We start from the raw sequence: 16,294 nt of genomic DNA, 5'->3' as shown, positions 1-16,294 counted from the left end.
TTTTAATTTACTGATTTTAGTGATACGAGTTGATAGTTTATTGTAGTTTTTCCGTTTTCCCACTCTAACTTTTGTATCATTGCACTACCAATTCTTTCTTCATTTGATTTATATAAAGGCAATATTTCTTGAACTGTAAATAAGTGATAACCATCCAATTTTAATTGAAATATGTTTTCTTCTATATGTAATCTTACTTCTTTTTCATTTGAAATAATTTTTGTGTGCATCTCAAATTTCATGACAGATACAACCCCTTTTTCTAATCTCTACACTATTAATAGTATATTGGCTATGCAAGATTGACAAGTAAATACACGACAAAGTACACACTTTTCTACCGCTATATGTTTTTTATTTTTATATATAATACGGTATGTGAAATTTTATTTATTTTAAAAATAAAAATGTCTAATGTGACATCTTTATTTTTGTATAAAGTCTTTCATTACATAATATAAAACTGTAATGAAAACGATCGCTACAAAAAATGAAAATACTGCGATAATGTACCCATCCTTATTTAATAAAATGCAAAAAGAAATAGATATGATAAAAATCGGAAATACAAGTCGTACTTTATCCTTCACTTCCTCTGTCGTATCTGTATGATGAAAATACTGCGTTATCCCTATCATTAAAGAAGACAAAATAATCACCGACAATAGTAAAGGTCCTGGCATTCCGATTTCTCCTTTCTCTATTTCTAATGAAAAGCAATTTTTCTTTCAGCATAATCACTTCAAATACTCTTTTTGAAGTGATTATGCACAATTTACACATATATAATAGCGTGTTTATCATGATAATTTCAAATAATTACAATTACAGTAATGTTGTAATATTCATTTTCAACCTCAGAAATCCTGCAAATATATCTCGTCAAAATATGCGGTATACAAATTAACACGTACCGTCAACTTTAGACAAAATTTATAAAGGACATTTCAGTACGTATCAAGAATTAAGAATAAGAAGATATGTAAGGGAGGATGAATTATGACTGAACACGTTTTATTTTCTGTTAGCGAAAACGGCGTTGCATCAATTACTTTAAACCGCCCAAAAGCACTTAATTCTTTATCTTATGACATGTTGCAACCAATTGGGCAAAAACTGAAAGAATGGGAACATGATGAGCGAATTGCGCTTATCGTATTAAAAGGAGCTGGCACAAAAGGTTTTTGTGCAGGCGGCGACATTAAAACTCTTTATGAAGCGCGTTCAAATGAAGCTGCATTGCAGCATGCGGAACGCTTTTTTGAAGAAGAGTATGAAATTGATACATATATTTATCAATATAAAAAACCGATCATCGCTTGTTTAGATGGAATTGTAATGGGCGGTGGTGTCGGTATTACAAATGGTGCGAAATATCGAATTGTAACTGAGCGTACGAAATGGGCAATGCCAGAGATGAATATAGGCTTCTTCCCAGATGTCGGTGCTGCTTATTTCTTAAATAAAGCTCCAGGGTTTGCTGGCCGCTATGTTGCTTTAACAGCATCTGTTTTAAAAGCTTCTGACGTATTATTTATAAACGCTGCTGATTACTTTATGACATCTGATTCATTACCAATTTTCCTTACTGAACTTGAAAGTGTAAATTGGTATAAACAAGATGATGTACATACTCATTTAAAAGAATTCATTCGTACATTTGCAACTGCTCCAAACTTAGAAAGCGAGCTTTCTACTTCATTAGAAGAAATTAATTCACATTTTGCATTCGATACAATTGAAGAGATCACCGATTCATTGGAGAAAGCTCAAAGTTCCTTTGCTTTAAAAACGAAAGAAACGCTATTATCAAAATCCCCTATTTCATTAAAAGTAACTTTAAAACAGTTTATTGATGGACAAGATAAATCCGTTGAAGAATGTTTCGCTACCGACCTTGTACTTGCTAAAAATTTCATGAGACATGAAGATTTCTTCGAAGGAGTACGATCCGTTGTCGTTGATAAAGATCAAAATCCGAATTATAAATATAAGCAATTAAGTGATGTTTCAGAAGAAGATGTAAATCGGTTCTTTAACTTACTTAATGCATAATAAGGTGAAACATTAATAAGTGGGGGTTCATTACCCGCTTATTATTAGCCCTCACCGATCGTCCGGTCATGCGGGATAAAATTGAGGCTATATAGTAGTGGAATTTCACTACTATATAGCCTCTTTCGCATTTAATAATTTTTAATAAAATTTAATTTTATTAAATCAAAAATGTGTGCTACACTATTTTTAATCAAATATTCTAAAAATAAAAAGGAGGAGCAACTATGATTGAAAATTATTTTCTTTTCATCATTATGTCTATTTGTCTTATTATTTTACCCGGTCCTGATACTGCAATGGCGACGAAAAATACATTGGTTGCCGGTAAGGTCGGTGGAGTGAAAACAGTGTTCGGTACATGTGTTGCACTTTTAATTCATACTTTAGCAGCAGTAATCGGACTTTCCGCAATTATTGTAAAGTCAGCTCTTTTATTTTCTATTTTCAAGTACGTTGGAGCTCTGTATTTAATTTATATTGGCATTAAAGCCCTTTTAGCGGTAAGAAACAAAGAAGGCTTTGATACGAACGATATATCTTTAAATAATGAAGATGAACACACTTCTTGCTTTCGCCAAGGGTTTCTTACGAATTTATTAAACCCTAAAGTTGCAGTCTTCTTTTTAACCTTTTTACCTCAATTTTTAAATCCAAATCATAATACGTTTATTCAACTTCTCGTAATGGGTCTTACTTACCTCGTATTAACAGTTATTTGGTTCGCTTTTTATATATTTTTAATTGATAAAATTAGTGCTTTTATGAAAAAACCGAGGACGCAACGTTATATTCAAGGCTTAACAGGAATCGTCTTAATTGGTTTTGGTATTAAACTAGCTTTTGAAAAAAATAATTAACAAGACGAAAAACACCACATCTTCAGAGTGGCGTTTTTCATTTAACAACTGTTTTGGCTGTTTACTCTCTATTAAAACCAGCGCTCTGTTACAACTTTTTTACGTGTATAGAATTGAACACCATCTGTACCATTTGTACCTAAATCACCAAAAAATGAAGCTTTATTTCCTGCAAATGCGAAAAATGCCATTGGTGCTGGAACGTTTACGTTTACACCGATCATACCAGCATCGATATTATCACGGAACGTTTGTGCATGTTTACCATTTGACGTATAAATAACCGCGCCATTTGCAAATTTAGATTGATTTGTTAATTTAATACCTTCTTCTAAATCTTTAACTCGTACAATGCTTAATACTGGAGCAAAAATTTCATCTTGCCAAATTTTCATTTCTTGATTTACACCATCAAAGATTGTCGCACCTACAAAGTAACCTTCTCCAACTTCTTCCTTAATTTTGCGACCATCAACTAATAAAGTTGCTCCATCTGCTACACCGCTATTAATATAGCCTAATACGCGCTCTTTATGAGATTCACGAATTAATGGTCCAACATAATTATCTTCGTGGAAACCGTCACCTACTTTTAACTTCTTCGTCTCTGCTACTAGTACGTCGATGAATTCATCAGCAATTTCATCAACTACTGCTACTACTGAACATGCCATGCAGCGCTCTCCACTACTTGCGAATGCAGATCCAATTACACCTTGCACTGTTTTCTCAAGATTGCAATCAGGCATTACAATCGCATGGTTTTTTGCACCAGCTAACGCTTGTACACGTTTCCCGTGTTTCGTACCTGTTTCATACACGTAACGAGCTACCGGCTCAGATCCAACGAATGAAATAGCTTGAATATCTTTACTTTCTAAAATGCTATTTACAACATCTTTTCCACCTTGTACTAAATTCAATACCCCTTTTTGAAAACCAGCTTCATAGAATAACTCTACAAGTCGCTCTGCTAAAAGTGGCGTTCTTTCTGATGTTTTTAATACGAACGTATTACCGCAAGCAATTGCAAGTGGGAACATCCATAATGGAATCATCATTGGGAAGTTAAACGGTGTAATACCAGCAACAACTCCAATTGGGTAGCGCCAAATCGATCCATCAATGCCGCTAGCAATATTCGGAAGAGCTTGTCCCATCATTAAATTTGGTGCTGATGTTGCAAGTTCTACCGCTTCAATCCCTCGCTGCACTTCACCAGTTGCATCCGTTAATGTTTTACCATTTTCTAGCGTAATGATTTTAGCAAGCTCTTCTTTGTTTTCTTGTAAAAGCTGTAAATATTTATATAATTGTCTTGAACGATTCGGAACTGGTACTTTAGACCATGTTTCGTATGCTGCTTTTGCCGCTTCAACAGCTTTTTCAACATCTTCTTTCGGAGATAGCGGAACGTAAGCGATAATTTTTCCAGTCGCCGGATTCGGAACTGCTTCTACTTCTGTACCAGTAGATTCTACCCACTCACCATTAATATGATTTTTTACTCGTTTAATTTCAGTTGTAATCATTATATTCTCTCCTTTTTTATGATGTATATAAGTCTATTATTTTTGATTAGAAATTAACTGTTCACTAACTTTCTTATATAAAGCAGCCATATCGTTTTCACCATATCCTGCCTCACTTGCTTCTTCATATACGTTTAATAGCATTTCGCTTACTGGTAAGTGAAGTTCGCTTTCTTTCGCTAAATCTACTGCAAATCCTAAATCTTTCTTTAATAAATTCACAGTAAATCCTGGATTGTAGTTTTCAGTTGCAATGAAACTTTTATAATTACGCTCATAAATTCTACTTTGACCGTAACTTACATTTAAAATATCAAACATTTTATCTAAATCCATATTATTCTTTTTCGCTAATGTTAAAGCTTCACTCACACCAGCTGTATAAAAACCAATTAATAGGTTATTAATTAATTTAACTGTTGTGCCACTATCAATCTGCTCACTAACATGGAAAACATTCGCGCCTAGTACGCCCATGATACATTCCGTTTTCTCATATACTTCTTTCGATCCACCAACCATAAACGTTAATGTACGGTTTTCAGCTCCAATTACCCCACCACTAACAGGTGCTGCTAAAAAGTCTACTTTCTTTTCCTTTGCAGCTTCCTCTAACTGTTTGTTTAATTGTGGAGATACAGTACTTGTATCAATTAAAACTACATTCGATTGGCTATTTTCAAATAATCCTTCTTCCCCAAAATACACCGCTTCAACAGCGCGAGGTGAAGGTAAACTTGTAAAAATCACATCGCATGTTTCTGCTAGTTTTGAGATTGATAAGCCAATAATTCCTCCTTCATTTTCAAAGGAAGCTTCGGCCTCTTTATTTAAATCCACACCGTATACTGTGTAACTCGATTTAACTAAATTTTTAGACATTGGAAGACCCATATTACCTAAACCGATAAAGCCAATCTTTTTCATATCGCTTTCCTCCTATTTACACAATATACTTTCCACGATTTATAATAGCTTTCGCAATTTCTCTCTTTTTTGTAAATACGTTCGTGTATAAAGGCACTAATAATTGACGAATTCCAGCTAAAATTACGTGTCTATCTTGTTCTTCTGTGACAGCCGCTGAAAGTATAGAAATCGCTGCTTCTTCTACTTTACGATAGCCTTCTTCACAAATAACATCAGTTATCATTTGTTTCGTACGCTCTTTCTCTTCACCGTTTTTACTAATTGCTTTACTCGTGCGTAAAAATGCTGATTCCATGACGTACACGTCCGTTAACATATTTGATAATACACGTGAATATTCTTGTTCTTGGTCAATTTTTAACCCTGGAGTTTTAGAGAGCGTTTTCAAAGATTGTTTCAACAATTTTTTCGCTAATAAAATGTAACGATGGTTTCTTTCAATATTTGCTACATCAACTTCTACTTCAGTATCTTCAATTTGTTCTATTTGCTTCATTAACATTTTAGCAACTGTTAATCTATTAATTTCGTTTGTTCCTTCAAAAATACGACTAATTCTAGCGTCACGATATAATCGTTCTACCTCGTACTCTTGCATATAACCGTAACCACCATGAATTTGTACAGCTTCATCTACGATGTGACCAAGTGTTTCAGAAGCATTTACTTTATTAAGTGCACATTCAATTGCAAATTGAGACATTTTCTTCATAAGATCTTCATCGCTCTCATGAATTGCTTCATCAATTACACCTGCTGTACGGTAGGCTGCACTTTCTGCTCCATATGTAGCAATGATCATATTTGCAATTTTCTCTTGAATCATCGTAAAATCTACTAATTCCGTTTGGAACTGTTTTCGCTCTTTTCCATATTGAACCGACAAACCAATTGCTTGTTTTGCTGTTCCAATATTTCCAAAAGCCAACTTTAGTCTAGCGAAGTTAAGAATATTAAGAGCTACGTGATGCCCTTTTCCAACTTCCCCTAAAACATTTTGAGCAGGGATGACAACATCTTCTAAAATTAGGGTAGCCGTTGAAGAACCTTTAATCCCCATTTTCTTTTCTTCTAGTCCAATGGATACACCTTCACATGTTCTTTCGACAATAAACGCTGTCATTCCTTTATTTGTCTTCGCAAAAACAACGTATACATCTGCCATATGAGCATTTGTAATCCACTGCTTCTCACCATTTAACTTCCAAGCAGTACCATCTTCATTTAATACTGCACTTGTTTTTGCACTTAAAGCATCAGAACCAGCATTTGGCTCAGTTAAAGCATACGCCCCAATCCATTCTCCAGACGAAATTTTCGGCAAATATTTTTCTTTTTGTTCTTTCGTTCCGTAATATATGTAAGGCAATGTACCTACACCAGCGTGTATATTAAAGGAAACACTAAATGCACCAGCGTATCCCATTTTTTCTGCTACAAGCCCTGAAACTGCCTTTCCTAACTCAAATCCACCGTACTCTTCTGGGACTTCGATACTTAATAATCCAAGTTCTCCAGCTTTCTCAAATAATTGACGAGAAATTTTATAGTTATGTTGTTCTATATTCTCCATTTGTGGAACAATTTCTTGTTTAACGAATTGTTCTGTCGTTTTTGCGATTAAATCTTCATCTCCTGAAAAATCTTCTGGCGTAAAGAAAGTATAATTCACATCTTTATTAAGTGAAAAAAATTCATCCCACGGTAACTTTGTTTTCTCCATCTGAATCCCCCTATCATTTCGGCCTTACTTGCTACTACGTATGCTCGTCTACGATGAGTGGAATTTCTTATTTTTGAAAACAGAAGGCGATGAATTGTCACATCAAGCAGTTCGTTTTGCCAAAGATGTATTCTCATCGCCTTAGTTGTTTTATCTATTGATCCTCTGATAATACTGTTTTTGCAATTCCAGTATCTAATTCTTCAAAGTCATGATATGAAATTGTTTCATATAACTCACTTCTCGTTTGCATACTTGAAAGTGCATCTTTTTGAGAACCTGTTTCCTTAATTAAAGTAAACACATTTTCATATGCTTTCGCTGCAACACGAAGTGAAGTTACAGGATAAATAACTATTTGGAAGCCCATATTCGCAAATTCCTCTGCACTATAATATGGCGTTTTCCCGAACTCAGTCATATTCGCAAGTAAAGGCGCATTTACTTTACTATTAAATAGACGGAACTCTTCTTCTGATTGAAGCGCTTCAGGGAATATCGCATCTGCACCTGCTTTTACATAAGCGTTCGCTCTTTCAATCGCTTCATCTAAGCCTTCTACACCGCGAGCATCTGTACGTGCCACAATATATAAACTTGGTGCAACTTCTTTAATCGCTTTAATCTTTTGAACTAATTCTTCTGTAGTAACGAGTTTCTTACCATTTAAATGTCCACATTTCTTCGGTAATTGTTGATCTTCAATTTGAACAGCCGCAACTTTTGCTTCCACCATTTCTACTGCTGTTCTCGCTACGTTTAATACACCGCCAAATCCTGTATCAATATCAACAAGAACTGGTAAATCTGTAGCTCTTACTAGATCTCTTGCTCTTTCTGCTACTTCAGTAGACGTCACGATTCCTAAATCTGGTAGACCTTTACTTGCAGTATAAGCAGCTCCTGATAAATATAAAGCTGAAAAACCTGTATTTTTCGCAACAAGAGCAGCCATTGCATCATGAGCACCTGGAATTTGCAAAATCCCATTTGCTTCTACTAAAGCTCGGAAGCGATTCGCAAGCTCCTCTTGTGTTGACTGTTTATTCACAACCCAAGCCATTCTAAATTCCCCCTATTATTAATTTAAGAATAGATCTACAAATTCGTTTACATTCATATTTTCTAGTTTTTCTTCATTTAGACAAACTTCATGAATTTGTTCTTGTTGCTTACTAGAATAATGACCTGCCATATTTGCAGTGAATTTTTGAACAACTTTTGGAATTGCTTCGTCTCTACGGAAACGGTGACCAAGTGGATATTCACATTCCACATTTTCTGTTACAGTGCCATCCTTGAAATGAACTTGAACAGCGTTGGCGATTGAGCGCTTGTTCGGGTCAAGGTAATCTAAACTGTACTGTTTGTTTTCAACAACAACCATTTTATTACGTAATTCATCTACACGTGGATCATTTGCTACTACATCCTCATAATCATCCGCAACGATATCTCCTTTTAACAAACCAATTGCCGTAATGTATTGTAAGCAATGATCACGATCAGCTGGGTTATTTAATGGACCTTCTTTGTCGATAATACGAATTGCTGATTCATGAGTTGTAATCGTAATACGATCAATTTCATCTAATCTTTCTTTAATTTCTGGATGTAATTTCACGGCACACTCTGCAGCTGTTTGTGCATGGAACTCTGCTGGATATGAAACTTTAAATAATACATTTTCCATTACATAAGACTCTAATGGTCTTGCTAACTTTAATTCTTGTTTATTGAATAATACATCTTGGAATCCCCAGCCTGGTGCAGATAATGCTGTTGGATATCCCATTTCACCTTTTAGAGCAGTCATTGCAAGATGAACACCGCGGCTTGTTGCATCACCTGCTGCCCATGATTTACGTGAGCCTGTATTTGGTGCATGACGATATGTACGAAGACTAGAATTATCAATCCATGCATGTGATAATGCATTAAAGATTTCTTCACGTGTTCCGCCGAGCATTTTTGCAACTACAGCAGTTGTTGCTACTTTTACGTATAATACATGGTCAAGACCAACACGATTCAAACTATTTTCTAAAGCTAGTACACCTTGAATTTCATGTGCTTTAATCATCATTTCTAATACTTCACGTACTTTTAATGGTTCTTTTCCTTCTGAAATACGAACACGGCTAATATAATCTGCAACTGCTAAAATACCGCCTAAGTTATCAGATGGATGTCCCCACTCTGCTGCAAGCCAAGTATCGTTATAGTCTAACCAACGGATCATACATCCGATATTAAATGCACCTTTCACTGGATCAAGCACATATGACGTACCTGGTACACGTGTACCATTCGGCACGATCGTTCCTGGTACAACTGGTCCTAGTAATTTCGTACACTCTGGATATTGCAATGCTAAAATTCCGCATCCAAGTGTATCAAGTAATACGTAACGAGCAGTACTGAATGCTTCTGCGCTAGTTACCTCTTTATTTAATACATAATCCGCAATTTCTTCTAATAATGCATCTTTTTGTTTAATTTCATTTGTTTTAATCATACTATTCTTCCCTTTCTGTCGAAAATTCGTTATTATTAATGATGGGTGTCGGTCAAACACCCATCTAGCGGGCGGCGCTAACAACTCCCCAGTTGTTCTTATTTACTAAGTACATGTCGCTCGCCAACATAATTTACACGTGGACGGAACAATCGATTGTTCGCATGTTGCTCAATTACGTGCGCGCATAGTCCTACTGTTCTAGAGCTAAAGAAGATTGGTGTGTAAAGTTGAATTGGAATACCAAGCATCCAATATACTGGAGCTGCGTAATAATCAAGGTTCGGATAAATTCCTTTTTCCTTCTCCATAATCTTTTCTCCAGCTTCACACATTTCATATAGTGTATAATCGCCTTTTACATCACATAACTGCTTTAAAGCTTCCTTCATCATCAGTGCTCTTGGATCCATCTTCTTCATATACACACGATGTCCAAAGCCCATAATTTTTTCTTTGTTATATAGTTTCTTCTGTAACAACTCTTCAAACTTCTCAACATTACCAGCTTCTAAAAGCATGTACATAACCGCTTCGTTTGCACCACCGTGTAAGCTACCTTTTAAAGATGCAACTGCACCTGTTAAAGCACCATATAAGTCCGATTGCGTTGATGCAATAACGCGCGCTGTAAATGTAGAGTTTGGCATTTCATGTTCACTATATAAAACAAGGGAACGATCAAAGATCTTCTCCTCAAGTTCAGTTGGTTTTTTACCTGTTAACATATAGAAGAAATTCGCGCTATATGTTAATTCTTGCAGAGGCTGAATTGGCTCTTCATTATTTAAAATATGATAGCTATTCGCTACAATGTTTGGTACTTTGCTCAATAATTTGTACCCGCGGCTTTTGTTTACTTCTAACGAGCGGTTTTCGATATCATTATCGTAACCAGCTAATGCGGACACACCTGTACGTAATCCATCCATCGGGTGCGTTTCTTTCGGTAATGCCTTTAATACGTTGAATACGCCTTCTGGTACCGCGTATTCTTCTTTTAATTTCTTTTCAAGTTGTGCTTTTTCATCCTCATTCGGTAGATGTTCTTCCAATAAAAGGTGCACAATATCTAAATACTCTTTTGTTTTTGAGAGTTCGATTAAATCATACCCTTGAATTACAATTTCACCTTTCACTGTGTCAAGAAACGAAATTTTCGTCTCCGCTGCCACTATACCATCTAATCCCGGGGAAAATTTTTCTTCAGCTTTCATCATTATTTCCTCCAATCCTAATAGATCTTCGTGCACATAACTGTAAGCCTTTACAAAATCGTGAAACTACATTTCTATTTCAATGTATCAGAGTTTTTAGAAGATTTCAATTTATTTTATAATGATAAGTTCCCTATACTTTTACCGATGTAACAATACAATTTTTCAAAAATAATTTTCATATTTTATAAAGAAAGGACAGACTTCTTTGTTCGCCTTATTAAAACAAAATATAAGGATGAATTAGAAAATCCTACAGAACATATCATTCTCCCATTTTTTTTAGAAAATAAAAAAACGAGCTGTACACATATACAACTCGTTTCTTCATAATATTTATTTCACTATCTCTTCAATATAATTCTTATATAAAACTTATTTACTTTTAAAAAAATTATTATTTTACATAATTAAATTGAATTTCTTTCGTTTCCTCATAGTAAAATTTAACTAAATGATAGTTTTTAAAGTACCAAAGATTATAAACATCTCCCAAAATAGAATGACTTTTTTCTCAACTGACACGCTTTCCCCATCTGATTTCTCAGAAACTATCCCTAAAGAATAGTCCGGCTGAATTGAATTATTATTATGTTATCCTTTAACCATTGTAAATCGTTAAGTTCGATTGAAATTTTGATCTTTGTTCCTCTCGTTTACGTAAATTCTTTTTTACCTAATCGCTGTTTTACAAAAATGACAAAAATAATGAAAGCGATTAGTCCTGAAATTGCACTACCTGCAAATAAAATACGGTAACCGAACATTTGCGAAACAACTCCAAGTAAAATTGCACCAAGTCCAATCCCTAAATCAAATGCGGTAAAGAATGAAGCATTAGCAACTCCTCTTTTACTCGGATTAACAATTGTAAGCATCGCCGCTTGTAATGCGGGCTGTGCTGAACCGAATCCAACACCGTATAATGCAGCTGCGATAACTACACCCATTAAACTATTTGAAATCGTTAATACAACTATTGCGATAATCGTAATACATAGTGCCGGGAGTATGATAAATACTTCTCCATACTTATCTAATAGTTTTCCTGAAATTGGTCTTACAATCGTTAAAGCAACTGCATATACAAGAAAGAATGTCCCAGGATTCACATCAATTGACGATGCAAATAGCGGTAAAAACGTCGTAATCCCTCCATATGCAAATGATAAAAAGAAAACAACAATCGTAATTGATAGAACGGATTTTTCAAACAGTTGCATTTTCCCTTTTTCTTTTTGTGGTGTGAATGGCATTTTCGTCATGAACGATAATAAAACTGCCATAAAGGATAAAAGAGTTGCTAACAAGAATAGGCCGTGAAATGAATAATGTTGTACAACCGATAATCCAATCATTGGGCCGATTGCCATTGCAATTGTCATAGCCATCCCGTACCAACCCATACCTTCACCACGGCGTGAATCTGGAATAATATCAGTTATCGCTGTTCCAACAGCTGTTGTAGAAACAGCCCATGTTACCCCGTGAATAACACGTAAAACAGCTAAAAGGACAATTGTCGTCGCTAAATTATAAGAGTACATCGTTAACCCAAAAAAGATGAGCCCGAAAATAATAAACGATCTTCTACCATATTGATCCAACATCCCTCCAATAATCGGTCGTATTACAACTGCCGCTATTGTAAACATTCCCATCATAAGTCCGACTTGTGATTCATTGCCGCCTATCTCTTTAATAAAGAGTGGGAGCGTTGGAACTAGTAAATAAAATCCTGTAAATAAAAATAACATTGCGAAAGTCATTTGAATAAATGATTTCGTCCATAATCGTTCCATTAAAATTCCTCCATAAACACGTATGTTATTGCAATTAACACCTCCATTTTACATTTTCTTAGTCCCTGTTCCCTCCGTAAATAGACGTATCTTTTTATAATAAATGGTCCACCATCAATTTAAATTGGTCTTACAACTTTATAAGTATACATTAGCCTAAAGTCCTATCTATATGTACCTTTATACGCGTGAAAAGAATATACTACTTTATTATCACAACTTAGGAGTGATTATGTTATGTGGGTGTCTTCAAGAGTAACAGCCGTCGTTCCTTCGACTCCTGGGATACACGTTCCAGCCGTTCATACAGCTAGTTCCGATGCAGGAATTGAACTCCCTGCAACTTGGCAACACTATCAAATTCCCGGTCAAATTACTCCCTCATTTTGGCATCATGGCGCACATCCAAGTAGTACTACCTTTTACAACCCCAGTTATACTCCATTGCCTCAGGCTCAAGTCTTTTATCATTTCCCTTCAATTTATTTTCAAAATTTCTATGGTACTTTTAACATTTAAATTCATCATTGCATAGCTGCTGCATTTTAACGAAAATAATACTTCAAATAGAAAATTATGTATTAATTTCACATAACAACTATTTAATCCTAAAAACCTATAAACTGCTTACTATAGAATTTTCTGTAGAAAATCAATAATCAATATTTTAATTTAAGCGATAAAAAGCACTTAAGATTGTAATTTTCACAAATCTTAAGTGCTTTTTTGTACTTTTTATTAACTTCTTTTATTGTCCATTATTGACAGGGGCTTCTCCTGCATTCCCGCCAGTATCTGGTTGTGTGGTCGCTGGTGGTGTTGTATTTCCTTGACCTCCTCCGTTATTCGCTGGAGGTGTCGTATTTCCTTGGCCTCCTCCATTATTCGCTGGTGGTGTTGTATTTCCTTGGCCTCCTCCGTTATTTGCTGGAGGTGTCGTATTTCCTTGGCCTCCTCCATTATTCGCTGGTGGTGTTGTATTTCCTTGGCCTCCTCCGTTATTTGCTGGAGGTGTCGTTCCTTGGCCATTTCCATTATTTTGTTCATTTTGTTTCTTTTCTTCTTGTTTCTTTTGCTCTTCTAGTTTCTTTTGTTCTTCTTGCTTCTTCAGTTCCTCTTGTTGCTTTTGTTCTTCTTGTTTTTTAAGTTCTTCTTGTTTCTTTAATTCTTCTTGCTTTTTCTCTTCTTCAGTTTTTTGCTGTTGATCTTGTTTTGGTTGTTCCGTTGTATCCGGTACGCTCGTATTTGGAGAAGAATCACGTTTTTCCCCTTTTATACGCAGCTCACTACCTTCTTGAATTACACTACTTGGCATTTTAAATCTTGATTTATCTGTAGCCATCTCGCTCATCATTTCTTTAAAGATCAACTGTGCAATTTTCGTATTTTTACTACTAATATACTCGTCTTTACCATCTTTCATATATCCAGTCCATACTGCCATCGTATATTGCGGCGTATAACCTGCAAACCAACTATCACGAGTCGCACTTTCTGGAATGTTATATTGAGCTAATTGTTTTGAAGCATAGTTTGTTGTACCTGTTTTACCAGCTACATCTAAAGAACTTATATTTGCTGCTGTACCAGTACCTGATGTTACTACTGAACGAAGCATATCAGTAATCATATATGCTGTAGAGTCAGCTATAACTTGTTTTGGTTTTTGCTCAAAACTTTGTGACTTGCCGTCTGGATAAACTACTTTCTTAACAAAATGCGGTTTTGCATATTTTCCACCATTACCAAATGTCGCATAAGCACCCGCCATTTCAGTTGGTGATACTTCGTTTGTACCAATAGCTGTAGATTCTTCTGGCGCTTTATCAAATGTAATACCTAATTTCTCAGAGAATTCCTTTGATTTATTAACTCCTACTTCTTTTGCAGTTTTAACTGCTGGAACGTTACGTGACATTTTTAATGCTTCACGCATAGTAATTGGGCCTAAATGACTTCTGTCCGCATTTCGAAGTTCTTGTCCAGTTGAATATTTAAATGGAGAATCATCAATTTGATGATACGTAGCCCATTTTAAGTATTCAATTGCAGGACCGTAATCAAAGATTGGCTTCATCGTTGAACCAGCTGCACGATCTAATTCAATTGCCATATTATGCCCTTTAAACACTGCTTTATTTTCACCGCGTCCACTACCTATAGCACGAACCTCACCTGTTTTCGTATCCATAAATGTGAAAGCACCTTGGAATTTATCATTTGGATAATTAATAATATTTGTATTTAAAATATTATCAGCTAATTTCTGTGCTTTTGGATCCAAAGTTGTATGAATTTCTAAACCATCTGAGCCAATATTAGCATCGGGCAATTCTTTTTCTACTTCTTTCACAACTGCATCCATAAATGCAGGATATGGCATTGCTTGTAGCTCAGCTGCACTCTTAATATTTTTATCCACTGGTACTTTTGATGCTTCTTCCATTTCTGCCTTTGTAATATAACCATGTCGGTTCATTAATTTTAGTACAACATTTCTTCTTTCTGTTGCCCTTTGAACATTTTCTGGTTTCGATGGATCATAGTTATTTGGTGCTTTCGGTAAACCTGCAAGCATCGCAACTTCTGGTAATGTTAAATCTTTCAATTCTTTACCATAGTAGTTTTGTGCTGCTGTTGCGATTCCATATGAACGGTTTCCTAAATTAATTTTATTTAAATACATTTCTAAAATTTCATGTTTTGAATATTGTTGTTCTAGCTTATACGCTAAATATATTTCCTGAACTTTACGTTTTGATGTTTTTTCCATCGATAAGAAATAGTTTTTAATAACTTGTTGCGTTATTGTACTTCCACCTTGTGAACCGTAATCTCCTTTAAGACTCACCAAGACAGCACGGGCAGTACCTTTAAAGTCTACTCCACTATGCTCATAAAAACGTGCATCTTCAGTTGCTAAAAATGCATTTTCTACTAATTTAGGAATTTGATCATACGTAACATTCGTCCGTTTTTCTTTCCCGTATTCATATACCAAATCGCCATTTTTATCATAAATTTTTGAGGATAACGGATTAACAAGTTTTGCTTTCTCAAGTTTTGGTGCATCCTTAATCATTACGAAGAAGGTAGCAACCCCCGCCACTAAACCAACAATACCAAGTAATAAACAAGTAATCAAAAACTTACGAAAGAACGATGTTTTACCTTTTGGTTTTTGTGTTTTAGAAGCTGGCTGTTTTTTCTTTTTAACTTGTCGTCGCTCCTCTCGAGAACGATAATTTTCTGACATGTTACTTTCTCCTGCCTTTCAATTCTCCCGTTGATTTACTTAAAAATATTGAGGTCACTTTCTAAACTGAATTTAATTAAGAAAGTATATTGACCTGGAGCATTCAATATTTTCCTAATTCACAGATTATAAATTTTAAAATTCTTCTTATACAAACTATTTTCACTGCTATTTTTCCTAATAATGCTGCTCCTTGAAGCATAGAATGTAAAAAGTGAATTTTTCATACCTCGTATAAATAATATACCTTTTTTTCAAATGGTCAATATTTTCTTATTTATAAATCAAAGGTGAAATAAAAATAGCACAACGATATGTACTTCGTGTGAACTTCCTTATCATTACGTATAACAAACATTTAATATATTGCATATAAGTATAATATCTCTTTAATTATAAGG

General features: G+C 35.0%; 13 protein-coding genes and 1 pseudogene. 3 read left to right on the top strand and 11 right to left on the bottom strand.

Annotation, left to right across the window (positions count from 1 at the left end):
• Positions 1-2: 2 nt before the first annotated feature.
• A complete protein-coding gene (locus ACLBWW_RS22825; RefSeq protein ID WP_000667347.1) occupies positions 3-242 on the bottom strand; it encodes a DUF2584 family protein in 240 nt (79 codons plus the stop codon).
• 183 nt (positions 243-425) lie between these two features.
• Positions 426-683: a hypothetical protein gene (locus ACLBWW_RS22820; RefSeq protein WP_046955733.1), complete on the bottom strand. Its 258-nt coding sequence runs from the start codon at positions 681-683 to the stop codon at positions 426-428.
• A gap of 316 nt (positions 684-999) precedes the next feature.
• Between ACLBWW_RS22820 and ACLBWW_RS22815 the strand changes: the two genes are divergently transcribed.
• Together ACLBWW_RS22815 and ACLBWW_RS22810 are read left to right on the top strand one after the other, a co-directional pair.
• Entirely contained in the window at positions 1,000-2,055 is a 1,056-nt protein-coding gene (locus ACLBWW_RS22815; protein WP_048546667.1) for an enoyl-CoA hydratase/isomerase family protein, read from the top strand.
• Positions 2,056-2,282: 227 nt separating this feature from the next.
• A complete protein-coding gene (locus ACLBWW_RS22810; RefSeq protein WP_000572331.1) occupies positions 2,283-2,915 on the top strand; it encodes a LysE family translocator in 633 nt (210 codons plus the stop codon).
• 71 nt (positions 2,916-2,986) lie between these two features.
• On the opposite strand, the gene ACLBWW_RS22805 is transcribed toward ACLBWW_RS22810, so the two are convergent.
• From ACLBWW_RS22805 to ACLBWW_RS22770, 8 genes and pseudogenes are all read right to left on the bottom strand, one after another.
• Positions 2,987-4,447, bottom strand: coding sequence for a CoA-acylating methylmalonate-semialdehyde dehydrogenase (locus ACLBWW_RS22805; RefSeq protein ID WP_447614255.1), 1,461 nt, complete (start codon positions 4,445-4,447; stop codon positions 2,987-2,989).
• Positions 4,448-4,483: 36 nt separating this feature from the next.
• Positions 4,484-5,374: an NAD(P)-dependent oxidoreductase gene (locus ACLBWW_RS22800; protein WP_447614254.1), complete on the bottom strand. Its 891-nt coding sequence runs from the start codon at positions 5,372-5,374 to the stop codon at positions 4,484-4,486.
• A gap of 16 nt (positions 5,375-5,390) precedes the next feature.
• A complete protein-coding gene (locus ACLBWW_RS22795; RefSeq protein WP_447614253.1) occupies positions 5,391-7,100 on the bottom strand; it encodes an acyl-CoA dehydrogenase family protein in 1,710 nt (569 codons plus the stop codon).
• A gap of 154 nt (positions 7,101-7,254) precedes the next feature.
• Positions 7,255-8,163: a methylisocitrate lyase gene (gene prpB, locus ACLBWW_RS22790; protein WP_048546660.1), complete on the bottom strand. Its 909-nt coding sequence runs from the start codon at positions 8,161-8,163 to the stop codon at positions 7,255-7,257.
• An 18-nt stretch (positions 8,164-8,181) separates the two neighbouring features.
• Positions 8,182-9,618 carry a 2-methylcitrate dehydratase gene (gene prpD, locus ACLBWW_RS22785; protein ID WP_000598118.1) on the bottom strand — a complete coding sequence of 479 codons (1,437 nt, stop codon included), beginning with the start codon at positions 9,616-9,618 and terminating at the stop codon, positions 8,182-8,184.
• 98 nt (positions 9,619-9,716) lie between these two features.
• Positions 9,717-10,838: a citrate synthase gene (gene mmgD / locus ACLBWW_RS22780; RefSeq protein ID WP_141500188.1), complete on the bottom strand. Its 1,122-nt coding sequence runs from the start codon at positions 10,836-10,838 to the stop codon at positions 9,717-9,719.
• A gap of 394 nt (positions 10,839-11,232) precedes the next feature.
• Positions 11,233-11,423 (bottom strand): annotated as a pseudogene (locus ACLBWW_RS22775) (hypothetical protein); the annotation flags it as partial.
• 68 nt (positions 11,424-11,491) lie between these two features.
• Positions 11,492-12,637 carry an MFS transporter gene (locus ACLBWW_RS22770; protein WP_098847614.1) on the bottom strand — a complete coding sequence of 382 codons (1,146 nt, stop codon included), beginning with the start codon at positions 12,635-12,637 and terminating at the stop codon, positions 11,492-11,494.
• A 237-nt stretch (positions 12,638-12,874) separates the two neighbouring features.
• Here ACLBWW_RS22770 and ACLBWW_RS22765 point away from each other — a divergent pair, with 237 nt between their 5' ends.
• Positions 12,875-13,156 carry a hypothetical protein gene (locus ACLBWW_RS22765; protein ID WP_098079546.1) on the top strand — a complete coding sequence of 94 codons (282 nt, stop codon included), beginning with the start codon at positions 12,875-12,877 and terminating at the stop codon, positions 13,154-13,156.
• Between the two features lie 229 nt (positions 13,157-13,385).
• Here ACLBWW_RS22765 and ACLBWW_RS22760 read toward each other — a convergent pair whose 3' ends face one another.
• Entirely contained in the window at positions 13,386-15,893 is a 2,508-nt protein-coding gene (locus ACLBWW_RS22760) for a PBP1A family penicillin-binding protein (protein WP_098068837.1), read from the bottom strand.
• Positions 15,894-16,294: the final 401 nt, after the last annotated feature.

Source organism: Bacillus sp. M5A3_1b, from assembly GCF_053345335.1.
The sequence above is the reverse complement of the archived record's forward strand: the minus strand, read 5'-3'. Positions and strand labels throughout refer to the sequence as shown.